General features: G+C 63.0%; 21 protein-coding genes. 7 read left to right on the top strand and 14 right to left on the bottom strand.

From position 1 onward, the window contains the following. Positions 1 to 20 precede the first annotated feature (20 nt). The 6 genes from AB1555_05980 to AB1555_05955 all read right to left on the bottom strand — a co-directional run bounded on the left by AB1555_05980 (position 21) and on the right by AB1555_05955 (position 6311). Positions 21 to 770 (bottom strand): DUF3365 domain-containing protein, encoded by a 750-nt coding sequence (locus AB1555_05980; protein MEW6246246.1) that lies wholly within the window; start codon positions 768 to 770, stop codon positions 21 to 23. 33 nt (positions 771 to 803) lie between these two features. Beyond that, positions 804 to 1847, bottom strand: a complete 1044-nt coding sequence (locus AB1555_05975) for a transporter substrate-binding domain-containing protein (protein ID MEW6246245.1) — start codon at positions 1845 to 1847, stop codon at positions 804 to 806. Next, the gene (locus AB1555_05970; protein MEW6246244.1) at positions 1817 to 2425 is read right to left on the bottom strand and encodes a hypothetical protein; all 609 of its coding nucleotides are present in this window, start codon (positions 2423 to 2425) and stop codon (positions 1817 to 1819) included. The genes AB1555_05975 and AB1555_05970 overlap by 31 nt, the downstream gene beginning before the upstream one ends. A 162-nt stretch (positions 2426 to 2587) precedes the next feature. Further along, a complete protein-coding gene (locus AB1555_05965; protein ID MEW6246243.1) occupies positions 2588 to 3460 on the bottom strand; it encodes a multicopper oxidase domain-containing protein in 873 nt (290 codons plus the stop codon). Positions 3461 to 3713: 253 nt separating this feature from the next. Beyond that, positions 3714 to 4418, bottom strand: a complete 705-nt coding sequence (locus AB1555_05960) for a Crp/Fnr family transcriptional regulator (protein ID MEW6246242.1) — start codon at positions 4416 to 4418, stop codon at positions 3714 to 3716. A gap of 9 nt (positions 4419 to 4427) precedes the next feature. Beyond that, on the bottom strand, positions 4428 to 6311 hold the full coding sequence (locus tag AB1555_05955; GenBank protein ID MEW6246241.1) for a transketolase: 1884 nt from the start codon (positions 6309 to 6311) through the stop codon (positions 4428 to 4430). Positions 6312 to 6658: 347 nt separating this feature from the next. On the opposite strand from AB1555_05955, the gene AB1555_05950 reads away from it, so the two are divergent. Both AB1555_05950 and AB1555_05945 read left to right on the top strand, forming a co-directional pair. Then, on the top strand, positions 6659 to 7999 hold the full coding sequence (locus AB1555_05950; protein ID MEW6246240.1) for an ArsB/NhaD family transporter: 1341 nt from the start codon (positions 6659 to 6661) through the stop codon (positions 7997 to 7999). Positions 8000 to 8102: 103 nt separating this feature from the next. Next, complete coding sequence (locus AB1555_05945) at positions 8103 to 9335, top strand: sodium:proton antiporter (GenBank protein MEW6246239.1); 1233 nt, start codon at positions 8103 to 8105, stop codon at positions 9333 to 9335. Between the two features lie 114 nt (positions 9336 to 9449). Here the strand turns inward: AB1555_05945 and AB1555_05940 are convergent, their stop codons facing one another. From AB1555_05940 to AB1555_05905, 8 genes are all read right to left on the bottom strand, one after another. After that, entirely contained in the window at positions 9450 to 10379 is a 930-nt protein-coding gene (locus tag AB1555_05940) for a mechanosensitive ion channel family protein (GenBank protein MEW6246238.1), read from the bottom strand. A gap of 62 nt (positions 10380 to 10441) precedes the next feature. Continuing rightward, a complete protein-coding gene (locus AB1555_05935) occupies positions 10442 to 11269 on the bottom strand; it encodes an HAD-IIB family hydrolase (protein ID MEW6246237.1) in 828 nt (275 codons plus the stop codon). A gap of 167 nt (positions 11270 to 11436) precedes the next feature. Next, positions 11437 to 11820, bottom strand: a complete 384-nt coding sequence (locus AB1555_05930; GenBank protein MEW6246236.1) for a fibronectin type III domain-containing protein — start codon at positions 11818 to 11820, stop codon at positions 11437 to 11439. A gap of 497 nt (positions 11821 to 12317) precedes the next feature. After that, complete coding sequence (locus AB1555_05925; GenBank protein ID MEW6246235.1) at positions 12318 to 13409, bottom strand: ABC transporter ATP-binding protein; 1092 nt, start codon at positions 13407 to 13409, stop codon at positions 12318 to 12320. Between the two features lie 16 nt (positions 13410 to 13425). Further along, entirely contained in the window at positions 13426 to 14223 is a 798-nt protein-coding gene (locus tag AB1555_05920) for a sulfate ABC transporter permease subunit (GenBank protein MEW6246234.1), read from the bottom strand. 60 nt (positions 14224 to 14283) lie between these two features. Continuing rightward, complete coding sequence (gene cysT / locus AB1555_05915; GenBank protein MEW6246233.1) at positions 14284 to 15150, bottom strand: sulfate ABC transporter permease subunit CysT; 867 nt, start codon at positions 15148 to 15150, stop codon at positions 14284 to 14286. A gap of 4 nt (positions 15151 to 15154) precedes the next feature. After that, a complete protein-coding gene (locus AB1555_05910; GenBank protein ID MEW6246232.1) occupies positions 15155 to 16231 on the bottom strand; it encodes a sulfate ABC transporter substrate-binding protein in 1077 nt (358 codons plus the stop codon). Then, positions 16215 to 16679 (bottom strand): Rrf2 family transcriptional regulator, encoded by a 465-nt coding sequence (locus AB1555_05905; GenBank protein MEW6246231.1) that lies wholly within the window; start codon positions 16677 to 16679, stop codon positions 16215 to 16217. The genes AB1555_05910 and AB1555_05905 overlap by 17 nt, the downstream gene beginning before the upstream one ends. 252 nt (positions 16680 to 16931) lie before the next feature. On the opposite strand from AB1555_05905, the gene AB1555_05900 reads away from it, so the two are divergent. From AB1555_05900 to ribD, 5 genes are read left to right on the top strand one after another with little or no spacing between them, the layout of a single operon-like run. Continuing rightward, on the top strand, positions 16932 to 17873 hold the full coding sequence (locus tag AB1555_05900; protein MEW6246230.1) for a glycine--tRNA ligase subunit alpha: 942 nt from the start codon (positions 16932 to 16934) through the stop codon (positions 17871 to 17873). Next, positions 17870 to 20062, top strand: coding sequence for a glycine--tRNA ligase subunit beta (glyS, locus tag AB1555_05895; protein MEW6246229.1), 2193 nt, complete (start codon positions 17870 to 17872; stop codon positions 20060 to 20062). Before AB1555_05900 ends, glyS begins: the two co-directional genes overlap by 4 nt. A 15-nt stretch (positions 20063 to 20077) precedes the next feature. Then, complete coding sequence (locus tag AB1555_05890) at positions 20078 to 20593, top strand: hypothetical protein (protein ID MEW6246228.1); 516 nt, start codon at positions 20078 to 20080, stop codon at positions 20591 to 20593. Positions 20594 to 20619: 26 nt separating this feature from the next. Then, positions 20620 to 23415: a pyruvate, phosphate dikinase gene (gene ppdK, locus AB1555_05885; protein MEW6246227.1), complete on the top strand. Its 2796-nt coding sequence runs from the start codon at positions 20620 to 20622 to the stop codon at positions 23413 to 23415. Beyond that, positions 23412 to 24536, top strand: coding sequence for a bifunctional diaminohydroxyphosphoribosylaminopyrimidine deaminase/5-amino-6-(5-phosphoribosylamino)uracil reductase RibD (ribD, locus tag AB1555_05880; protein ID MEW6246226.1), 1125 nt, complete (start codon positions 23412 to 23414; stop codon positions 24534 to 24536). The genes ppdK and ribD overlap by 4 nt, the downstream gene beginning before the upstream one ends. The last annotated feature ends 21 nt before the right edge of the window (positions 24537 to 24557 follow it).

The following is a 24557-nucleotide window of genomic DNA, read 5'->3' as shown; positions in this document are numbered from 1 at the left end:
CCGGGTCCTAGCTGCTGAGGTTATTGTTTTGTGAACGGAATCGTCACGCTGATCGCGCCGGCGAGGTCGCCTTCATGTTTGCCTTCTCTGGGATAACCGGAAATATCCTCTTCGCCGGCCGGTTCCCCGTGACACTTGAGGCAGTCCTTTTCGTAGTAGATCGGATCGATGAGCCGTAGTGCGGTCCCGCCCTCGACCAGCTCGCTGACCGGCGATGCCGGGGCGGGCTGGTCGGCCAGCCGCCGCAAGATCTCCGTTTCGTGCTCGTCCGGCGCGTTCTTCAGATTTCTCGGATGGAGCGCCGTCTGCTTCAGTCGGACAGGGGATCGCCGCGAAAACCGAATCGCCGCCTGACTGCCGAAGGTCGCCGGGATAAAGTTCTTGTAGCCGACCCCCCGTTGATTGATCACCAACTGGGCATCGGCCACTACCTCTTTGCTCGCGTCGAGCAGCCCGAGCAGCAACTCCCTCGCCGATGAAGGAAGCGGCGCCGATTCCGGCCGACCAAGATCGATCCCGGTCCGCGCCTTGAATTCTTCCACGACCTGCGCTTCGAACACCTCCGGCGTGAATCCCTTGTCCCCCTTGTGGGGATCATCGATCAAGGACTGGTTTCGATCGATCACGACCCGCCCGGCATCAAGCAGGCTCGCCAGGAAATGAGCCGTTTCCTGCGCTTCTTCCCTCGAAACCGCGGAGCCCTGCGGCGGCAGCATCACGAGCAGTCCCGCTACGAAAACCCACCATCGTCTTTTTCGGCGTCGCCTCATATCTCTGTCCCTTCTCATGCTTGGCGAGCAGTGTCAGCCGCCCGACGCGCGCCGGCACCGCCCTTGATCGTAGTGGCGCGGCATATTCTCCGCCGCAAACGGGAGACCTTCTGCCGCAGCTCGCCGTGGAAAGGCATAGGGTTCCTCCAACCAGCGGCGCCGCATGTCGGCCAACCTGCCTCCGGCGTCCAATCGGAACAAGAGATCGTTGATAAACCTCCGCAGTCGATAACTTTCTTCCGCCATCACCACGGCATAGTCCTCCCTGGTCAGGATGATCGGCTTCCCGTCTTCCGCTTCGAGGACCCGCCAATCTTTCCGAACCCGCGACACCGTGAACCGGAGGATCGGCTGTTTGCCCACGATCACGTCGATGGGCGGATCTTGCGACTCGAACGCTGCGGGAAGGGAATCGCACAGGACCAGGCGGACCCCGGCGAGATTGGCTTCTGCATACAGGTGGGCGGTCGTTCCTTCCTGCACCGCCACCGTCAATCCCACCAACGCCGTCCGAATCTTCGCCGGCTCGTACACGGCGTGAGGATCACGTTGCAGGATCTCGCGCACACGCTCGGCCACCCCGTTCCGACGGGTAATCATACCGAGACCGCCGTTCGTGAAATACGGCACCGAGTAGGCGAGTCCGGCCCTCGTCGGAGAGGGCACGTTCGCCGTGGTGGCGGACACGAACAGATCCAGCTTGCCCTCGTGCAAGAGCACGAAGAGCGCGCGATAGGGAACCAGATGAAGAACCGGGACGACGGGCTCGCCTCCGCACCGCGCGGTCAGCGCCGCCGAGATTTCCCGCACCAACTCTACATCCAGCCCGGTCACACGGAGGCCTTCGTCCGTGAAAATCGCGGGAAACACGAACGGCCGCCGGGGTTCGAACCCCATGCCCACCTGCAACCGCTTGCGGGCGCAGATCGCGTCGAGCTCGTTGGTAGCGACGGGCTGAATATATTGGATCGCGTCGAACACCAGGCCGCACCCTTGGAGGATGAACCCCAGCCCAAGCGCGCACGCCCACCCCGTCGCGTTCAGCGCTAATACCGAATGCCGGTCAAAAACACCCATTGTTGCGCCTGCCCCGCCTCGCCCCGGAAATCCACCCCGTATTGTGCGTACTGCAGGGTGACGTCCACCGCCAAGCCGCCGGCCACCGGAAAACGCACGCCGACCTGTCCGCCCACGAGATGGCCCGGCGTGTCATGGCCCGGTCCCGGCATCACCGCTCCTCCCAACAGCCCGACATACGGCACCGCCCGATCCTCCAACGGTCCGAACAGCACGTGCCGGATGATCCGGCTGATCGGCTTCCCTTTCGGGAAATCCAGGATATCGATGAAATTGTTCCACCGGGGATTGACGAACAGCGCATGCTGGTCGGTCTTCGTCTCCTCCGCGTGGATGCTGAAGAATTGATAGATGGTTCTCACCTCGAGATTCCCATACCGCAACGCGGTAAAACCGGCCTGAATCCCGATTTCCCGGTCATCGGGCGCAAACGTCTGCTGGCGAAAGGCCACGTCGAAGCTGAACGGCCGGAGCGGGAGGACTTCAAGGAAGGCTTCCTGGGCTAAGGCTGGGGACGGACTGATCAACGCGAGGACGGCGACAAAGACCCAACGGCGGCAGTTCTCCGCCGGAATCACGGAGTTTGCCCTGCATCCCTTACTCAGCATGCGTCACCCGGCTTCCCGGTCGTCGCCCGTCCTCGGCGACGTCAGCGTCCCTGACGGCCGCCGGAAACAAACCCGGCGGGGTGGCCACACAGGCCGACCCCGCCGGTCACAGTGATGCCGCTTTCTTCTCGGCTATGGTGCGGACGGCGGGGTGATCTCCGTCTGTGGCATCGCGACCTTCCACGGGGTGTGCGGCATCAGCGGCGCGGGCTTGGCGTCCGGCTTGGCGACGAGCACGGCAATGGCCCCGCGCAGAGCGCCGGTCAACGAGTGAGTGACGAGCGGGTAGGCGCCTTCCGATTCGACGACCACGTCGAACGTCGCGGCGCTGCCGGGACCGACGACGTAGGTCTGCACGCCGCTCAACTTGTTGGCCGGATTGCCGCTCTCATAGACGTTGTCCCAGATCTCGCCGATGGGATGGAAGGCCGAGAACTCGTTCGGGCCCGCGTTGATGAAATAGATCCGGACCCGCTCGCCCGGCTTGGCCTCCAGAGCATGCCCGCCGGTGACGAACGGGTGATACTTGAAGACCCCGCCGTTGAAAATCATGTGATCGAATTTCCGGTCGAACATGCTTTGCACGTCGTCGGGATTCTTGAACAGCTCCGACTGGATGAGCACGTACTCCCGGTCCGCCTTGGGCAAAGCTTTCGGATTTTTCGGATCCACGATGATCGCGCCGAACATCCCGCGGGCGACGTGCTGGATCATCGGCGGCGCCCCGCAGTGGTAGAAAAATACGCCGGGTTTTTTGGCGACGAACGTGAAGCTGACGGATTCCCCGGCGTTGATCGCCCGATAGTTCTTCAACATGTCCACCTCGGCGGCGTGGAAATCCATGGCATGGGGATTCTTGTTGGTCGCCGGGTTCGTCAGCGTGAACTTGATGGTGTCGCCTTCGGTGACGCGCACCACCGGACCGGGGAACTGACCGTTGAAAGTCCAAGCCTTATATTTCTCTCCGCCCCCGTCGATAACCACCTCGGTCTCGACGGCGGTCATCTCGACTGCGTGAGTTTTGGCCAACGCGTCGTGCAGCGGGAAGCCCGCCGCCCACACGCTCACGGCGAATAGCCACGCCGTCGCATACCCTAAGCGACGATCGATCCTCAGATCTGAAAGCAACATTGGAAATGCCTCCTGGAGTGATGGCAAGCCTGTGATGAAAAGACCACGCGCGGGAAGGATAGACGGTTCTCGCGACCCATTCTATGATCTAGGTCATATTCTCAAGACGGGCCGGATGGGATGTCAGTCAGCGGCGGACGGCGAGAGGATCGGCGGCCAGGTGCTTCAACCCGGTCAGATCACGGATCACGATGTGCTCGGCGCTGCCGGACACCAGCTTGGCGCGCTTGAAACGGCTCATGATGCGGATGGCCGTCTCGACCGTGATCCCGACCATGTTCGCCAGATCCTGGCGAGTCAGGCGCACCGCTAGGCGGAGTCCGCCCGGTTCCCGGACTCCCACCCGTTCGGCCAGCTTCACCAGCAGCGACGCCAGCCGCTGGTCGGCGCGGTCGAGCGCCAGGATCTTGGCGTTTTCCTGCGCCTCGTTCAGGCGCTTGCCCAGGTACTTAATCACTTCCAACGCCGCGTCGGGATTGCGGCGCAGCATCGCGAAATAGGATTTCTTGCTCACGCGGAGGATGCTGACGTCGCACAGAGGCTCCGCGCTGCCCGGATGAGGGGCTCCGTCGAACACCGCGGCCTCGCAGCAGAACAGGTCGCCGGGCATGAGGACCTTGAGCGTGCACTCCTTTCCCGACGGGGAGGATTTGACGCACTTGACCGCGCCTTCGTTAAGAATGTGGAAATACTCGGCCGGATCGCCCTCGCGGAAAATATATTCGCCCTTCCGATAACGGGCCTCGACGACTTCGCCGGCCAGGCGACGGCGGTCCCGCTCATTGAGCAGGTCGAAGAGGGGGATGCGCCGCAGGGGGTCCGTTGCCGTCATCGCCGGTCGCTATTTGACGATCCGCTTGGCTGTCTCCACGATCGAGCGCGCTCCGATCCCGAAATGGTCGATCAACTCCTCGGGCTTCCCGCTGCGGGGAATCTCCCGGACCGCCAGCTTGTGAACCCTGATGCCTTCCGAGCCGAGCGCGTTCAGCACCGCATCGCCGATCCCGCCGTGCTCGTAGTGGTCCTCCACCGTCAGCACGCGGCCCTGTGTGGCGCGGGCGCTGTCCAGCAAGGTGGCGCGATCGATGGGAGCCACGCTGTAGAGGTCGATGATCCGCACCGCAATGCCGGCCGCCTTGAGCTGGTCATGCGCCTTCAGGGCTTCGAAGAGGGTGACCCCGGCCGCCACGATCGTCAGCGCATCCGAAGGACTCTGCCGCACGACCTTGGAGCCGCCGATCTGAAACGTTTCGTCGTTCCCGTACAAGACAGGCGACTTGGGCCGGCCGGCGCGGAGGTAGACCATGCCCCGATGCCGCGCCGCGGCTTCGACCAGTCGATGCATGGACACGGCGTCCGACGGGTAGAGGACCACCACGCCGGGCTGCGCGGCCATCATCGCGATGTCTTCGAGGCCCATCTGCGACGGGCCGTCCTCGCCGATGCTCACCCCGACATGGGTGCCGACCAGCTTGATATTGGCTTGGCCGATCGCCGCCATGCGGATGAAATCATAGGCGCGGGTCAGGAAACAGGCGAACGTCGCCGCGAAGGGAATCTTGCCGCAGGCGGCGAGGCCGGCGGCGGCGCCGATCATGTTTTGCTCGGCGATGAAATGCTCGAAAAACCGGTCCGGAAACTTCTTGCCGAACTTTTCCGTGTAGGTGGAGTTTTTCACGTCGGCGTCCAGCGCCACGACCAAGGGGTGGACCTCGCCGAGGGCGAGCAGCGCCGACCCGAACGCTTCGCGCGTCGCGACCTGATCGGTCGGCCTGTAGGCTGGCGGAGGCATAGGCGCCCAGGTTCGAGGTTCGCGGTTCGCGGTTCGAGGTTGGGGAGGGGAAGAACGGCCGATCGTCAATTCGCCGGCCATCGGTTTCAGTTGGCGCGTCAACTCTTCGATCGCCCGGTTCGCCTCGTCGCCCTTCTTGAGCGCCTTGCCGTGCCAGTCCGGCTTGTTCTCGACGAAGGAGATCCCGCGGCCCTTGAACGTGCGGGCGAGGATGACCGTCGGTTTGCCCTTGGTCCGCGCGGCTTCGTCGAACGCGTCGAGCAACGCCGGAATATCGTGCCCGTCCGCGACGACGGCGTGCCAGCCGAATCCGGCCCAGCGCGACCGGTACCCTTCCATGTCGTGCTGCAACATCGTCGGATCGCTCTGGCCGAGGCGGTTCACGTCTACAATGGCACAGAGGTTGTCGAGCGCATAGTGGCGGGCGAGTTCCACCGCTTCCCACACCGCACCCTCCACCGACTCGCCGTCGCCCAAGAGGACGTAGGTCCGGTAGTCGGCTTTGTCGAGATACTTGGCGTTCAGCGCCATGCCCACGCCGGCGGATAAACCCTGGCCCAACGAGCCGGTCGCGACGTCCACGAACGGAAGCCGTGGAGTCGGATGGCCTTCGAGATCGGAGGTCAACGTGCGCAGCTTGAGCAATTCGGCCTTGTCGAACAGGCCGGCTTCGGCCCAGGCGGCGTACAGCAGCGGCGCGGCGTGGCCCTTCGACAGGACGAACCGGTCGTTTCCGGAACGCCGGGGATCTTTGGAGTCGTATCGCATGACCGCGAAGAACAACGTCGCGACGATATCGGCCGCCGAACAGCAGCTCGTCGGGTGGCCGCTGCCGGCCTCCGTCGTCGCGCGTACGCTGTCGATCCTCAGATGGGTGGCCTTGTTTCGCAGCATCGTGACCAACTCGGGAGTCACGGTCGCACGTGAAGCCATGGCTACTCCTTTCGGGCCGTCTCAGGCTGTGACGATGTCCGGCATGATTCCGTTGCGGCAGGAACTGTCGACTCCGCTGAGGCTAACAGAAGGAAACCGACGGAGTCAACGAACGTTGGGGCGCCGTCCGCCGCATCCGTCCGACGGATTGCGCAAGCCGGTCGTTCATTGCATAATGCGTCGAACAGAAGCAGACGGACCTTCCGTTCCCCCGCACAGCTCCCCGTCGTATCGCCCGCCTCATGAGAACGTCCGGGCACGCGGGATCGCCGCGGTTCACGGCTTCGTTTCTGCGCGATCGAGCGTGATCTGGACGGACGGCCCTCTTGTGAAATGAAGGAGCGCTCATGTCCGATGTGACGCTGGCGTTGATCATTTTCGGCACCGCGTACCTGGCGATCGTCACCGAACGGATTCACAAGACCATCGTGGCGCTGTTCGGCGCCGCGCTGATGATCAGTTTCGGCGTCGTCACCCAGGAAGAGGCCTTCCATTCGCAGGAATACGGGATCGACTACAACGTGATCTTTCTGCTGATCGCGATGATGGTGATCATCAACATCACGCGGAAAACGGGACTGTTCGAGTGGCTGGCCATCTGGGCGGCGAAACGGGCGAAGGCCCGGCCGTTCCGGATGATGGCGCTGCTCGCCGTCATCACGGCCGTGCTCTCCGCCTTCCTGGACAACGTGACCACCGTCCTGTTGATGGCGCCGGTGACGCTGGAAATTTCGAAGCGCCTGGATGTGAATCCCATCTCCTTCCTGGTGACCGAGGCGCTGGCGTCCAACATCGGCGGCACCGCCACGCTGGTCGGCGATCCACCCAATATTATGATCGCCAGCAAAGCGGATCTGAGCTACATGGAGTTTCTGGTCATGCTCGGGCCGATCGTCCTCGTCATCATGGCGGTGTTCATCGCCGTGCTGTGGCTGATCAGCGGCAGAACCATGAAGGTCTCGCCCGAGCGCCGACAGGCCGTCCTGGCCATGAACGAACGGGACGCCATCCGCGACCGGCCCCTGCTCATCAAGTGCTTATGGCTGTTGGGGCTCACGACGCTGGGATTCTGCGTGCACGGGCTGGTTCACCTGGAACCGGCGACGGTGGCCCTGCTGGGCGCGAGCCTGTTCATGTTGGTCGGTCACGGTCACGAGGCGGTGTCCGGCGCGGGCGAACTCGACTATCTGACCGAAGTCGAGTGGAAGACGATTTTCTTCTTTATCGGACTGTTCATTCTGGTCGGCGGCTTGGTCAAAGTCGGCGCGATCCGCTATCTCGCTGACCAATTGGTTCATGTCACGCGGGGCAACGTGGCGGGCACGACGTTCGCCGTGCTGTGGGGATCGGCCGTGCTCTCCGCCATCGTGGACAACATTCCGTATGTCGCGGCGATGAATCCGCTGATCATAGACCTGGCCCGTTCGATGCATCCTGAAATCACGGAGCACGCCGTGCTGGTCCATCAGCCGGACATCCTGCCGCTTTGGTGGGCCTTGGCGCTGGGCGCCTGTCTGGGCGGGAACGGCACGATGATCGGGGCGACGGCCAATGTCGTGATCGTCGATCTGGCCAGGCGCGCCGGGTACACCATCAGTTTCTGGCGGTTCATGGCGTTCGGGTTCCCGATCATGGTCGGTTCCGTGCTCATCAGCATGATCTATCTGTGGCTGCGCTTCTTTCTATGATCCGGCCTGAGACGCGCGACGCAGCGAGCCCGCCGCCCTGCCGAGACGGCCGCCCGGCGCTCTTCGCGTCCGGACGGGACCGGAGCGGCGCGGAGGACGCGCCGTGAATCTGATCCACACCATCACGATCCTCGTCTGCCTGTCGGCGGGCTTCAGCTATCTCAACCACCGGTTCATCAAACTGCCGATGACCATCGGTTTGATGGCCATCGCGCTACTGATGTCCCTCGCCCTGCTCATCCTGGGCAAGATGGGTTTCGTCATCGAGCAGGAAGCGGAATCCTTCATCCGGGGCGTGGATTTCAACGTCGCCCTGTTGGGCGGCATGCTCAGTCTTCTGCTTTTTGCAGGAGCCCTGCACGTGAACCTCGACGACCTCCTGGAGCAGAAATGGTCGATCGGCCTGCTGTCATCGCTGGGGGTGGTCTTATCCACCCTCGTCATCGGCCTGCTGACGTTCTACCTGTTCGGTCTCATCGGACTGGATCTCCCGCTCATGTCCTGCCTCTTGTTCGGCGCGCTGATCTCGCCCACCGATCCCATCGCGGTCCTGGGGATTCTGAAAAAAGCCGGCGTGCCCAAATCGCTGGAGGTCAAAATCACGGGCGAGTCGCTGTTCAACGACGGCGTCGGCGTCGTCGTGTTTCTCGCACTCCTGACCATGGCCTCCACAGGACGGACCACCGCGGCCGATGTCCTGCTCTTGTTTGTGCAAGAGACGGCGGGCGGAGCCGTGATCGGGTTCACCTTAGGATACCTGGCGTATCGCATGCTGAAGTCGGTGGACCAGCATCAGGTCGAATTGCTGATCACCCTGGCCCTGGCGATGGGCAGCTACGCCCTGGCCGACACGCTGCACACCTCGGGCCCGATCGCGGTGGTGGTGGCGGGCCTGTTCATCGGCAATCACGGCCGGCACTTCGCCATGTCCGACACGACCCTCGAGTACTTGGACACGTTTTGGGAACTGGTCGATGAACTCCTCAACGCCGTGTTGTTCGTCCTGATCGGCCTGGAGGTGCTGGTGTTGAGCTTCCGGCCTCAATACCTCGAGGCCGGGCTCATCGCGATTCCCGTCGTGCTCCTGGCACGGGCGGTCAGCGTCGGCATTCCGATGCGGCTGTTCAGCCTGCTGCGGCTGGTCGACCGTGAAGGCATGGGGGTCATGATCTGGGGCGGTCTTCGCGGCGGCATTTCCGTCGCACTGGCCCTGTCCCTTCCGCCTGGCGAAACCCGCGACGCGCTGTTGACGATCACGTACGCGGTCGTCGCGTTTTCCATCCTCGTTCAAGGCTTGACGCTGGGCCGCGCGGTCTCCCTGACTTCGCGCGCCTAGCCCGATCTGTTCGGACAGGAACCGTCATCCGTCATTCGTCAACTGAGACTCGTTAATCCTTATGCGTTCATCGTGAAGCTGGGGTCGTCCGTTTAACGGTTCACGTTTAACGCATCACCCATCACCCATCACTTCCTTACCATTGACCACGTGCACCTTGAACGGCGCGCTGGCTTCGCCCATGTAGAGCGACCGGTGCGGGAAGGGGATCTCGATGCCCTGCGCGTCGAAGGCCTTTTTCAACCGGCGTCGATATTCGCGTCCCACGTTCCACTGCTCGATGGGTTTGGTCTTGATCCGCGCCTTGATCGTCACCTCCGATTCGCCGAAATTGTCCACACCGAAAATCTCCATCGGCTCGAGGATCTTCTCGCCGAACACCGGGTCCCGGCGCATTTCTTCCGCCACTTGGCGCATCACCTCGACGACGCGATCCGTATCCTCCTTGTAGCCGACGCCCACGTCAATCACATAGGCCGACCATTCCTTGGTCATGTTCGACAGGGTGGTAATCGTGCCGTTGGGAAACACATGGACCACTCCCGCGAGATCCCGCAACACGATCGTGCGGAAGGTGATCGCCTCGACCAATCCTCCGGTTCCGTTGATGATGGCCACGTCTCCGACCCGCACCTGGTTTTCCAGCACCATGAAGAATCCGCTGATCAAGTCGCGGACGAGATTTTGCGCGCCGAAGCCGACGGCCAAGCCGAGGATGCCGGCGCCGGCCAAAATGGGCGTAATGTCCAAGCCGATCTGGGCCAACGACATGACGACCACGACGGCCCAGATCAGCGCCAACGCCATCGTATGGAGAAGGCTGGTCAGCGTCGTCACCCGCTTTCTGGCGGCTCCGGGAGCCGGCTCGGCCGCCTCCCCCGCTTTGATCAGAATCGTTTCCAGATGGCGGATACCGGCGCGGAGAAATCGCGTCAAGACATACCCGGCCAAGAAGATGACGAAAATGCGCAGGCCGGCTTGCGCGGCCGCCGCGGCGGCGGTCATGACCCACGGAGTAATGTCCTGCAGGGAAATCGCGTTCATGCGTGCTCCTCCATTGGTTGTTCGCGAGAGGGGTTTGGAACCGAGCCGCAGGACATCAGCCGTCAGATGGCACGGCCGAGGCAGTCGAGGATCGCCCGGTTCCAGCCCGACGGTCCGATGCCCGGAGCCTTGACGAGATCGGGCAGCGTCACGGCCGGATCATAGGAGCCGTCCGGTTTCTGGACCAGAACGGGCCGGTCCACGGCGGCCAGCAGCGGAAGATCGTTCTCGCTGTCTCCCACTCCGATCGTGACCAACGCTCCGGCGTGTCCTCCGCTCCTGCGGCGGTAGCAGTCGATCAGGATGCGACAGGCCTTGCCTTTGTCCGAATCGCCGATGAGATGGTGGAACCGCCCCCCTGTGACGCAGCGAAGGCCCCGGCTTTCAGCCTGACGCGCGACTTCTTTCACCAGCTCCGCTGGTCCGTCGATGAGAAACGGCTCATCGTAGTCCCGTTGTTTCGCCAGCACGGCGTCGGCCAAGGAAAGCTTGGTCCGTTCGGCGATTTCTTCCGCCGGCATGTCGCCGAATCCCCGCAAGGGATGTCCCACCGTCTGCGCGATCTCCTTCAGCGCGGCGCGCAACTGCGCGTAGGGGGTACCCAGTTCGATGACCTGGTGGCTGCCGCGCAACGCCGCCCCTTCGAGCGGAAAGTCGAAATATCCCTTGGGAACGAAAATGCCTCCTCCGTTTTCGGTAATGAACGGGTGGCGAACGTCCAACCGAAAGCAGAGCGGCTCGATTTCCGCGCGGGTCTTGCTCGATACCGGAATCAGCGGAATGTCCCGGATCCGCAGCGTGTGCAGGGCCTCATGCGCCGCCTCGTAGGAGTAGGTCTGCGCATCGAGCAGGCTGCCGTCCAGATCGCTGAAGACTATCAGGCGGGTCATAGGTCATCGGAGTTGCGAGCCGATGACCAGCACCTTACTGGAAGCGTTCGCGGTTACGCAACCGCCCGGGCTAGGAGCGGGGAAGCGCGAGAAGGGTGGTTTCTAATCCGGGAGGGAAACAGGCGACGTAGAAAGCCGACACACCGATCGCGTCTGTCGGGGAACGATCAAGGCGTCGCGCTCACTTCGTCCGAATAGCCGCTCTCGCCGGCGCTGTTGTAGGCGGTGACGGCGAAGTAATACGTGGTTCCCGGTTGGAGATCGGCCACTGTGTAGGTGGTGGTCAGGCCGGCGTTCGCGTAGGTCTGATACTGCCGCGAGGAAGTCCCGAAATACACGTTATAGCCCTGGACGCTCGGATCATTGACCGGATCCCACGCCAATGTGGCGGTCGCCCCGGTCGGTCCGGTGCCCGTCATGATTTCCGGGCTCGACCCTTCCGCTCCGCCTCCGCATGCCGCGAGCGACGCGCCGAAGAGCAGAAGCGCCCCGACCATCACCAGCGGCTGCAGAGTATGCCTCAGACGCCCGCGCTCTCTCATTCCTTCCATCGGTACTCCATCGACGGTCGGCTTCCCGACGCGAGAGCCAACATCACGGCCGCCGCAATCAACGCCACGAAGAGTTTCATCGCCGATCCCCCGGCCATGCATCTTAAGGTTATTGAGACACAAGCAAGGGCGGTGCCGAAGCGGTGATCATCCAAGAGTTCCCTCCAGTAGCGGAAAAGCTCTTCGCTATAGAAGGGACCGGAAGGCATGGCTGCAGGAAGTTCCCTGCAGTCGCTCGATGGCGTCGCAGGCTATCTCGTTGATCTTGTAACAAGGAACATGCGTATGATTCTCCCTACACACCAGAGGATGTGAAACAGTATTGGGCGCGAGGCTAGAGGCCAGAGGCTAAGAGTGCAACCCCCTTGCCCCTTGCCCCTCGCCCCGAGCCTCGCGCCCAGCCAGATGTTCAACAGGCGTGGGTGAGCCGAAGGTTCATGAGGACTATTTCCAGGAAGAAGCAGGAAGAAGAAGATCGAAAGGCTGGCAAGTTCAGGTTAGGGAGTCAAGGGTCCGCTTACCGGCGGAGCTTCAGGGCACGGAATCGGCACGCCTTCCTGGGGCAAAAACCGAAAATGCGTCACGGCGTAGGAGACGGGTTGGCCGACCTCGAACCGGCATTGCCGGAATTCTTCCTTGTTCATGCGCGAGCGAAGGGTCAACCCGTCGCTGGTCTCGATTTCGAGTCGATACGCAACCCCGAGAAAATACACGTGTCTCAGTCTGGCCTGCTGGCGAAAGCGGGCGGGATCTTCCGACACCTTCACGTAATAGGGACGGAATCCTACCTGCAGACGTTGGCCGTCTTGGAAACCCGGGGCCGGAAACTCCAACGAGCCGACTCGCACCAGGCCGTTCTTCACTTCGCCTTCCAGGATGTTCATGGACCCGATGAACCGGGCGACGAATTCCGAAACCGGTTCCTCATAGACCTCGGCGGGCGACCCGACCTGCTCGAGGCGGCCTTTGGAAAACACGATGATGCGATCGGAGACCTCCATCGCCTCTTCCTGGTCGTGAGTCACGAACAGACTGGTCACGTCGAGATCGTCGTGGAGGCGGATCAGCCACTCGCGCAGCTCCTGTCGCACCTTCGCATCGACGGCGCCGAACGGTTCGTCCAAGAGCAGGACGCTGGGTCGCGGCGCCAGCGCCCGGGCGATGGCCACGCGCTGCCGCTGGCCTCCGGATAACTGGTGTGGATAACGGTGTCCGAGTCCTTCCAGTCCCATCAATCGCAACAGCTCCGCCACGCGCGCCTCGACGTCCGACCGCCGCCACTTTTTGATCTTCAACCCGAACGCCACGTTGTCGAAGACGGTGAGGTGCTTGAACAGCGCGTAATGCTGAAACACGAACCCGATGTTGCGTTGCTGGACCGACAGGTCGTTCACCCGCCTCCCGTCGATGAAGATCTCGCCGGAGGTGGGCGTCTCCAGCCCGGCGATGAGCCGGAGCACCGTCGTCTTGCCGCTGCCGCTCGGCCCCAGCAGGCCGAGCAATTCGCCTTCCCGAACGACGAACGACACGTCGGAGACCGCCTGCACCGACCCGAACCGTTTGGAAAGCCCCCGCACCTCGATCTTCATGGCCTCTCGCGATCGATCACGCTTGCTGCGCCGCAGCGGCGCGGGCCTTGGCGACTTCCAGCACCGTCAGGATTCCGAACGACACGGCCAGCAGCGTGAAGGCCACCGCGTTGGCGGCGACGTAATTGAAATCGACGTAACTCTGGTAGATGTGCAACGTCGCGGTCTGAGTCAGCATGAGGATGTTGCCCGAGACCACCAACACCGCGCCGAACTCCCCGATCGCCCGCGCGACGGTCAGGGTCGCTCCGTAGATCAACCCCCAACGCAGCGACGGCAGGGTGACTCTCAGGAAGACCTGCCATTCGTTCGCTCCCAAGGTCCTGGCGGCTTCTTCGCTCTCGGCGCCGATCGTCTGCAGGAGGGGGGTCAGTTCGCGGACGACGAACGGAAAGGTGACGAACAACGTGGCGACCACCATGGCCGGCAGGGCGAAGAGCACTTTGATTCCCGCCGCGCCGAGCAGGGTTCCAAGGATCGTCTCCGGACCGAAGAGCAGGATGAGCATGAACCCGGCGATGACGGGCGACACGGCGAAGGGTAGGTCGATGATGCCGCTGAGTAGCGTCCGGCCGATGAACCGCTGGCGAGCCAATACCAGGGCGGTGATCGTGCCGAGCACTACGTTGACCGCCAGAACGATCGCCGTGATTTCCGCCGTGAGCGCGAACCCGTGCACGGCTTCCGGCCTGGTGATCTCTTCCCAAAACGCCGCGACGCCCTCGCGGAAACTCTGAGCCGAGAGATACGCGATGGGGCCGATCAGCAGCACCGCAAAGTAGAGCCAGACGGTCGCAATGAGCACAAGCCGCATAGGCGCACCCCGTTCAGGTTACGGTTGAGGGGAAGGTTACAATTCCAACCGGCCGGATGATCATGTCGGAAGTTCCCTGACCCTCGACCTGAGCCTCAACCTACCCTGAAAGAACGCGGGCATCCGTTCACCCGGCGGCCGGGTCAACCGCTCCAACAAGACGAGGGCCAGGAAGGAAATCAGCAGAATGACGATGGAGACCGACGTCGCTCCCTGCGGGTTATAGCTTTCGATCTCGCCGTAGACATAGACCGATGCGACCTGGGTCTTCATCGGAATATTGCCCGCCACGATGACGATCGCCCCGAACTCGCCCAGGGCCCGCACGAACGTCAGAAAGACGCCGGTCAGCAGGCCCGGCAACACCGACGGCACCGTCACCTTCCGGAAGGTCGTCCAGGAACTCGCCCCCAGGGTGAACGCCGCTTCTTCCTGCTCCCGCTCCAGCTCCATGAGCACGGGCTGCAGGGCGCGGATCGTGAACGGCATGGTGACGAACAGCATGGCGAGGACGATGCCCGGCTTCTCATACAGAATGGCCAACCCTCGGTCCTGGAGCCAGGCGCCGAGAATGCCGGTCGGGCCGTAGATCGCCGCGATCATCAGGCCTGCGACCAAGGTCGGAACGGCAAACGGCAGATCGACCAAGGCGTTCAGAAACCACTTGCCGGGGAACTCATAACGGACGAGCGCGACCGCCGAGACCGTTCCGAACACCGCGTGGATCGCCGTGGTGACGACCGCCGCCTCCAGGGTCAGCGCCAGGGCCGCGAACGCCTGCGGCTGCGTCACGTCCTCGACGAACCTGCCGGGCCCTGCGACCAACGCCTCACGACCGAGAGCCGACAGCGGCAGCAGAATCAGACAGACCACGTAGCCGACGGCGGCGGAGCGAAGCGCAAGCTGGATCACCGTGCGTGACGTCATGCGCTCATCCGCCTCTGGCCAACTCTTCCACGGCCTTGGTCCAGAGTCCTTGCGGACCGAAGAGGTGCGCGCTGATCTTGTCCCAGCCTCCGAGATCGGCGACGGTAAACAGATCGACGGGACGAGGCAAGGCTGCGCTTGCGGGAATCGTCGCCGACCGATTCACGGGTCGAAAGCCGAGTTCCGCAAACGCGGCTTGGGCTTCGTCGCCGTGCAAAAACACGACGAACGCTTCCGCCATGTCGCGCACCTTATGGCGATCGACATGGCGATCGACGAGCGCGACCGGATTCTCGATCAGCAACGTCTCGGAGGGAACGATGATCTCGTACGGGCGCCCGCTCCTGACCCGGGGCAGGAGCTCGTTCTCGTATGTCACGATCACATCGCCCACGCCGCGCTCGAACGTCGTCACGGATTCGCGCCCGCTCTTGTCCATCACCTTCACGTTCCGCTGAATCCGCTTCAGCAGTCCGGACGCATAGGCTTCGGCCTCGGCTCTGTCCGACGGCCGACCCGCGCCGGTCCGCTGCGCTCCCAGCTTGAGCCCGGCTCCGTAGATCGCGATGATATCCCACATGGCGCCGCCCGATGTTTTGGGATTGGGGTACAGCACCTCGACGCCGGGCCGAGCCAGATCTTCCCAGGTCTTGATCTCTTTGGGATTCCCTTTTCTCGTCCCGAACGCGACCACCGACGTCGTGATGATGCCGCCGTGCGGTCCTTTGCGCCAGTCATGGGAGATCGCGCCGGCCTTGACGATTTGATCGAGGTCGCCTTCGAGGGACAGCGCCGCCACGTCCGCCTCGAACCCTCCGATGATCGCGCGCGCCTGCGCGCCCGAAGCCCCGTAGGAGCCGCGCACACGGACCGTTTGACCGGTCCGCTGTTTCCAATACCGCTGGAAGGCGGGGATGATCTTCCGTTCATAGGCTTCCTTCGGCACGCTGTACGCGGCCAGAATGAGTTCGCGCGTGTCTTCGGCCGAGATCGAGGCAGCCGGAAGGAGCAGTATCCCCAACAGACCGGCCAGCATGCGACCGGCCGTCCGATTCATATTCGCGCTAGGACTTCGCTTCATATCCGTCCCGCGGCCCCTGGGGCCTCTTGCCCCCGGCGAATTCGCTCAGCGTGTAGTTGTCCAAAATGTCGGCGATGGCGTTCCGCACTTCCAGCATGACGTCCTGAATCGGGCAACGTGTTTTTTCGGCATAGGGGCAGTCGCGACACTTCTGGTAGGCGGTCTTGCTGACGCAGCCGAGCGGCGCCAACGGTCCGTCTAAAATCCGAATCACCTGACCCAGCGTGATTTCCTCGGGGGATTTAATCAGCGTGTACCCGCCGTTGACGCCGCGGCGGCTCGCCAGGAGTCCCGCCCGTTTGAGAGCCAGAAGAATCTGTTCGAGAAATTCCAGGGGGATGTTTTGACGTTTGGCGATCTCCTGGCGCAGCAGGACGGAACGGTTGTGATGGGCGGCCAGTTCCAGGAGGGCTCGAAAGCCGTATTCGCTTTTCTTGGAGAACCTCATAAGCGCGGAGTGTACCGAAGTGAAGTGAGTTCATCAAGTTTCAATACAATGAACTTCTCCTGTTCGACCGGCGATGAATCTCGTCGAGCAACCGCACCGTCGAACGGCCGTCCCGCCGTCCGCTCCACCGCGTCCTTACGTATGTTCCACGCACCTTGTCCGGCTTGACTCTCCCTACATTTCTTGTTAGCTTGGCAATTCGCCTGAGCGATCGTTCACCGCCGCCGGCAGTCCCCGAAGAATGGACCGTTTGTGACCTTCCAGGACCTGATTCTCTCCCTTCACCGCTATTGGGCCGATCAGGGTTGTGTGATCCATCAGCCGTATGATCTCGAAATGGGAGCCGGCACGTTTCACCCCGCGACGTTTCTCCGCGCGTTGGGGCCGGAACCCTGGCGGTCGGCATACGCTCAACCTTGTCGCCGTCCGACCGACGGACGCTACGGAGACAATCCCAACCGGATGCAGCACTACTACCAATATCAAGTGGTGCTGAAACCCTCTCCCGACGACATCCAGGCGCTCTATCTCGAAAGCCTGACCCGCCTCGGCATCAATCCGGCCAAGCACGACATCCGGTTTGTGCAGGATGACTGGGAATCTCCGACGCTGGGCGCCTGGGGATTGGGGTGGGAGGTGCGACTTGACGGCATGGAGATCACGCAGTTCACGTATTTCCAGGAGATCGGCGGCATCGAACTGAATCCGATCACCGTCGAAATCACGTACGGGACCGAACGCATCGCGATGTATCTGCAGCAGGTCGACAGTGTCTACGATCTGGCCTGGACGGAGTCGGTCTCCTACGGCGACATTCACCACGAAACCGAAGTCCAGTTTTCCCGGTATAACTTTGAACAGGCGGACGTGGGCATGCTGATGTCCACCTTTCAAGCGTTCGAAGCGGAATGCCGGAAGCTCTTGGCGTGCAACCTGACGCTCCCGGCCTACGACTACTGCATCAAAACCTCGCACCTGTTCAACCTGCTCGATGCGCGGGGCGCGATCAGCGTAGCGGAACGGACGGGCTACATCGCGCGGGTCCGCGGGCTCGCCCGGCAATGCGCCGAACGGTATATCGCCGAACGGGAAGCCATGGGCCATCCGCTGCTGACGCGTTCGGGCGCAGACGGAAACGCCCCGGCCGCGCGACGGAGCAAGACCGGCGCGAACCTGTCCCCTGTACGCCGATGAAGAAATCTGCCAACAAGCGACCGGGAGCGGGACGCTCGTCCGGCAAACAGATCCCTCCCGCAGGGACTGCGGCCGAGCTGCTCCTTGAAATCGGGACCGAAGAATTGCCGTACCAGTTCATTCCTCCGGCGCTTCAAGCCCTCAAAGATTCGACCGAGCGCCTGCTCAAGGAACAACGCCTCGCGTGCGGAGCCATCCGCATCCTCGGAACGCCGAGGCGGCTGGTCCTGGTCGTCGACTCGCTGGCCGCTCGGCAATCCGCGGCGGTCAAGGAAACCATGGGGCCGTCCAAGGCCGTGGCCTTCGATCACGCCGGTCAGCCAACGAAGGCCGCTCTGGGCTTCGCCGCCTCGCAAGGGGTCTCGGTCCAAGATCTGGAGATCCGGCAGACTCCCAAAGGCGACTACGTCTTCGCAGTGAAGCAGGAACAGGGCCTGCCGGTCCATCACGTTCTGTCCGAGCATCTGCCACATCTGATCAGCGGGCTCTCGTTTCCGAAGTCGATGCGCTGGAACGCCACGGGAATCAGGTTCGCGCGCCCGATCCGGTGGCTCGCCGCCCTCTATGGAGGCCGTGTCCTGCCTATCGAAGTCGGCGGCATTAGGGCGGGCGATCGCAGCTTCGGCCATCGCGTGGCGACGAAAGGAAACCGCCGTCCTTCTCAAGGGTTTCGCGTCACCGGCTTTTCCCAATACTTGAAAGACGCCGAGCGCCACGGCGTGATCGTCGATCAGGATCGCCGCCGCCGGATGATTATGCAGCAATTGGCGGAACTGGCGAAGGCCGCCAAAGGGCGGTTGCATCGCGACGAGGAACTGCTGGAACAGGCTGTCTACACGGTGGAGTGTCCCAACACGATCCTGGGCGGGTTCACACCACAGTATCTCTCGCTGCCTAAAGAGATTCTGATGACCGCCATGAAGGAGCATCAAGGCTATTTTTCCCTGGTGGATCAGAAGGGCGCGCTCCTCCCGAAGTTCCTGGCCGTCACCAACGTGAAGTTGCCGAACATGGATCTGATTCGCGAGGGCAACGAGCGGGTGCTGGCGGCTCGACTGGCCGACGCCAAGTTCTTCTTCGAGGAGGACCGGAAGGTCAGGTTGGCCGACCGGGTGGACAAGCTGAAGACCGTCACCTTTCACCAGAAGATCGGCACGCTGTATCAGAAGACCGCGCGAATGATCCGGCTTGCCGCGAAGCTGGCCGAATTGCTGGGACACAGCGGGCTGGTCAAGGAGTGCCGACGCGCGGCGGAACTGAGCAAGGCCGATCTGTTGACCGGCATCGTCGGCGAGTTTCCGACCTTGCAGGGCGTCATGGGAGGGGAATATGCGAGGCACGATGGAGAAGCCGAGGAAGTGAGCCGGGCCATCCGCGAGCAGTACCTGCCCCGCTCGATGGAAGGAGAACTGCCGGAGACGCAGGTCGGCAAAATCCTGTCCCTGACGGATCGACTCGATACCATCGCCGCCTTCTTCTGGGTCGGAATCGTCCCGACCGGATCGGAGGATCCGTTCGCGCTCAGGCGGCACGCCGCCGCCATCGTGCGTCTCCTCCTCGAAGGCAATCTGCGCCTGAACCTCACGGAAGCGATCGCGCAGGCGACGGCCATCGTCGCGGCCGACGGTTTCACTCCCGGCGGCTCCGAACACGACGTCCGGCAATGCATTATCGAGTTCATCTTCGAGCGTCTGCGGCATTACGGCCGGACGGTCCACGGGCTCCGGGACGACGTGATTGACGCGGCCTTAAAACCGGCGGAGACGGGATCCTTCGATCTGCTCGATTTGCTCGCCAAGATGCGGGCCTTGCAGGCCATCACGGACCGGCCGGAGTTCGATCCCCTGATGATCGGCTTTAAGCGGGCACACCGCCTCGTCGAAAAAGAACGATGGGACCGCAAGCCGGTCGATCCGACGCTGTTTCAGCACCCCGCCGAATCGCAACTGCACGGGGTCGTCGGGGATGCGGCCCATCGCCTTCCGTCGCTCCTGAAAGACGGCCGATACGCCGAGGCGTTGGACGTTCTGGTTCGAATGAAGCCGGCCATCGACGAGTTCTTCACGGGCGTCATGGTCAACGCGGAAGACCCGGCCGTTCGCGGCAATCGACTGTCGTTGCTCCTGGAGGTGGACCGTCTCTTCGCGAGCGTCGCCGACTTCTCCCTCATCATGGTGCAGAGCCACTGATGGGAGCGCGTGTCGATGGGCAATCCGTTCATCACGTCCGGCCCCTTTCACGAAAGCCCCGAGGAGCGCCGAGCCAGACGATTGCGCCGATTCTCGCTCGGGGTCACCATCGCAATGATGGTGCTGTGCAACGCGGTCTTTCTGCTCGGCATCTGGGTGAGCGGCGTAAATCTCGACCGCCTGATCCGCATCCCGGACGTGTTCAACCCCAAACAGGACGTGTGCCTGCGCCAGACGTGGCGGAAAGTGATCGGCTCCGACGAACTGGTTCAACTCTGTTCCGAATGGATCAATCTGTCCGACCCTTCCGGTCAGACGCACCAGTTTCAGAAGGAGACGCAGGTCAAACAGGGAGCGGACGGACGGCTGTATTTCGACTACGGGACCCGCGTGGATTATCGACTGTTCATGTTCGTCCTGTTCGTCGTCGGGATCGTGGCCTGCGGTCTCCTGTTGAAACGGTATCTGGTGTCCCGTTATAAACTGCGGCTGGACTCGGCCGATCCCGAGGAATCATCCCTCACCCGGTAAGGGCTTCAGGAGAAGGAGACGGCAGCGTGGGCAAGAAGAAATATGTCTATTATTTCGGAGACGGCAAGGCGGAAGGCGCCGGCGACATGAAGGAATTGCTCGGCGGAAAGGGCGCCGGCCTGGCCGAAATGACCAACCTCGGCATCTCGGTTCCGCCCGGCTTCACGATCACCACCGAGGCCTGCGTCGAATATTACAAGCGCGGCAAGACCTATCCGCCGGGCATGTGGGACGAAGCCCTCGCGGCCCTGAAAAAAGTCGAGCGCTCCATGGGCGCGAAGTTCGGCGATCCCGCCGATCCGCTGCTCGTCTCCGTGCGTTCCGGCGCGCGCGCGTCGATGCCGGGCATGATGGACACCGTGCTCAACGTGGGTCTGACGGAACGGACGGTCGAGGGCCTGGCCGCCAGGACCCGTAACGACCGCTTCGCCCAGGACAGCTACCGCCGGTTCGTCGCCATGTTCGGCAGCATCGTCATGGGCGTCGGACGGGAACACTTCGAAGTGATCCTCAAGCATAAGAAAGCCGAACTCGGCGTCACGCAGGATACCCATCTCGACGCCAAGGCGCTGAAAGAACTGGTCGCCAGCTTCAAGGCCTTGATCAGGGAGCACACGAAGCGGGACTTTCCCGATGATCCCTTCGAACAATTGAAGATGGCGATCGACGCGGTCTTTTCCTCGTGGTACGGCGCCCGCGCGGTGACGTACCGCCGGCTGTACAACATTCCGGACACATGGGGCACCGCGGTCAACGTCGTCGCCATGGTGTTCGGCAATATGGGGGAGACGAGCGGCACCGGCGTCGCGTTCACCCGCGATCCGGCGACCGGCGAGAGAACGTTCTTCGGCGAATGCCTGATGAACGCGCAAGGGGAGGACGTCGTCGCCGGCATCCGGACGCCGTTGCCGGTCAGCGAACTCGCCAGGCTCCTGCCGAACGCTTACAAAGAGCTCGAAGCCACCTACAAGAAGCTCGAGCGCCATTACCGCGACATGCTTGACCTGGAATTCACCATCCAGGAGGGCAAGCTGTACATGCTCCAGACCCGGGTCGGAAAACGGACCGGCATCGCCGCGGTGCGGATCGCCGCGGACATGGTCAAGGAAGGCCTGATCTCCAAGAAGGAAGCCGTCCTCCGCGTCGCGCCCGATCAATTGGCCCAATACCTCTATCCGATCTTCGACCCCAAGGAAGAGTCGAAATGCACCGCGTTGGGGAAGGGTCTTCCTGCCGGCCCCGGCGCGGCCGCGGGCAAGATCGCGCTGACCCCTGACCGCGCGGTTGACATGAAGGCCGGCGGCGATCGGGTGATCCTCGTCCGACAGGAGACCAGCCCGGACGACATCCATGGCATGAACGCGGCGTTGGGATTCCTGACGGCGCGGGGAGGCATGACGAGTCACGCCGCCGTCGTCGCCCGGCAGATGGGCAAGGTTTGCGTGGCCGGCTGCGACGCGGTGGAGGTCGAGGACGGTCAGACGGTTCGGATCGGCGCCAAGGTCTTCCGGGAGGGCGACTACATCTCGATCAACGGCTCCACCGGCAACGTCTATGACGGCGACATCCCCGTCGTGGAATCCGAGATTATTCAGGTCCTGCAAGGCAAACTCGATCCGGCCAAGTCCGAGAAGTACCAATGTTTCGCCACCGTGCTGAAGTGGGCGGACGAGGTGCGGCGCCTCCGCGTGAGAGCCAACGCCGACGTGCCGGAGCAGGCGCAGATCGCCCGCGGGTTCGGCGCCGAAGGCATCGGTCTCTGCCGCACCGAGCATATGTTTTTCGCCGAGGATCGGGTGCCGATCATGCAACGGATGATCCTGGCCCGGTCGCGTGAAGAACGGGAACGCTACCTGGAGCAACTGCTGCCGTTGCAGAAGCAGGACTTCATCGGCCTGTATCGGGAGATGAAGGGGTATCCGGTCACGATCCGGCTCCTCGATCCTCCCTTGCATGAATTCCTTCCGCACCGGGAGGAACTGATGGTGGAGATCGCCCGACTGGAGCTCACGGGCGGAGATCCCGGTGTGATCGACGAGAAGCGGCGCTTGCTCGCCCGCGTCGAAGAGCTGCATGAGTTCAATCCGATGTTGGGCTTGCGCGGGTGCCGGCTGGGCATCACCATGCCGGAGATCACGCGCATGCAGGTCCGGGCGATCATGGAGGCGGCGTGCGAAGTGGCCCGCGAGGGCAAGAAAATCGTCCCCGAAATCATGATCCCGCTGGTCGGCATGGTCTCCGAAATGAAAGCACAAAAGGATCTGATCCGCGAGGTCGCGCAGGAGACGATGAAGCGGTATAACACGAAGCTCTCCTATCTGGTCGGCACGATGATCGAGCTGCCCCGCGCGGCCGTGACCGCCGACCGGATCGCGGAGGAAGCGGAGTTTTTCTCCTTCGGCACCAACGACCTGACCCAGACCACTTTCGGTTTTTCCCGCGACGACGCCGCCAAGTTCGTAGACTTTTACAAGACCGCGAACATCCTCGACGTCGATCCCTTCGCCGTGCTGGACCGGGAGGGCGTCGGGGCGCTGATGAAACTCGCGATCACCGCCGGGCGGAAAACCCGCTCCGACATCAAGCTGGGCATCTGCGGCGAGCACGGCGGCGATCCCAGCTCGGTGGAGTTTTGCCATCAGATCGGCCTCGATTACGTGAGTTGCTCCCCTTACCGAGTCCCGATCGCGCGCCTGGCCGCCGCGCACGCCGCCCTCAACGAAGTCACCGCCCCAAAGACGGCGACGACGCCGGCGAAACGGGCGGCCCGAACGGCATCGCGGTCGCACCGCCGTTCAGGAACGGCCCGCGCCAAGCGGTGAAACGGCAGGCGCTCGATCTCCGCTACATGACCCTGGCCCTTCGGTTGGCTTCGAGAGGGCGGGGACGGACCAGTCCCAATCCGATGGTCGGGGCGGTGGTGGTCTCCAAGGGACGCATCGTCGGTCAAGCGTATCACCGGAAAGCCGGCGGCCCGCACGCCGAAGTTCTCGCCCTCCGGCAAGCCGGCCGGCGCGCGCGCGAAGGCACCCTCTACGTCACGCTGGAACCCTGCAGCCACACCGACAAGCGCACTCCGCCCTGCGTTCCGCTGGTCATCGCCTCCCAGGTCCGGCGTGTTGTGGTCGCGATGACCGATCCCAATCCGCTCGTGAAGGGAAGAGGCATCCGCCGGCTCCGACAAGCCGGGATCCGGGTAGACGTCGGCTGCTGTCGCGAGCAGGCCGAAACGTTGAACGAGGTCTATCGTCATTGGATCGACACAGGCCGCCCGTTCGTCATCCTGAAGGCCGGCATGACGCTCGACGGCAAGATCGCCACCGCCTCCGGCGAGGCGAAATGGATCACGGGGGACGCGGCGCGCCGCCACGTGCACCGGCTGAGAAGTCTGGTCGATGCGATCATGGTCGGAATCGGGACGATCTTGCGCGACGATCCGGAGTTGACCGCTCGAATCAACGGGCGCTCGGATCGCTTGGCCGCTCGTCAGCCGTTACGGGTCGTCGTGGACAGCCGACTCCGCCTTCCCTTACACGCGCGCGTGACCTCGGTCCGGGGCGGTGCCACGCTTGTCGCGACGACGAGGCGGGCGTCGCGCGCGAAGCGGAAACAACTTGAGGCGCGGGGCATCGACGTCCTGACCTTCCCCGGCCGCGGCGGACGAGTTCCTTTGCCGGCGCTGCTGTCCGCTCTTGCGAAACGACAGATCACGAGCCTGTTGTTGGAAGGCGGCAGCGAGTTGAACGCCTCGGCGCTGCGGGCTGGTCTGGTCGATCGTGTGATGCTGTACGTGGCTCCCCGCCTGCTGGGAGGCCGAAACGCGATCGGCCTGATCGGCGGGCTTTCGCCGGCGCGTCTGGGAGAGGCCGTGGCCCTGGAACGACTTAGCATCCGGAAGATCGGGGATGATATGCTGGTTCAGGGCGACGTTCGAAACATGTGAGAACCTGCGATGTTTCTTCGC

Source organism: Nitrospirota bacterium (genome assembly GCA_040755395.1).
In the GTDB taxonomy this organism is placed as follows: Bacteria; Nitrospirota; Nitrospiria; order Nitrospirales; family Nitrospiraceae; genus DATLZU01.
This window is presented reverse-complemented; position numbering and strand designations above follow the sequence as displayed.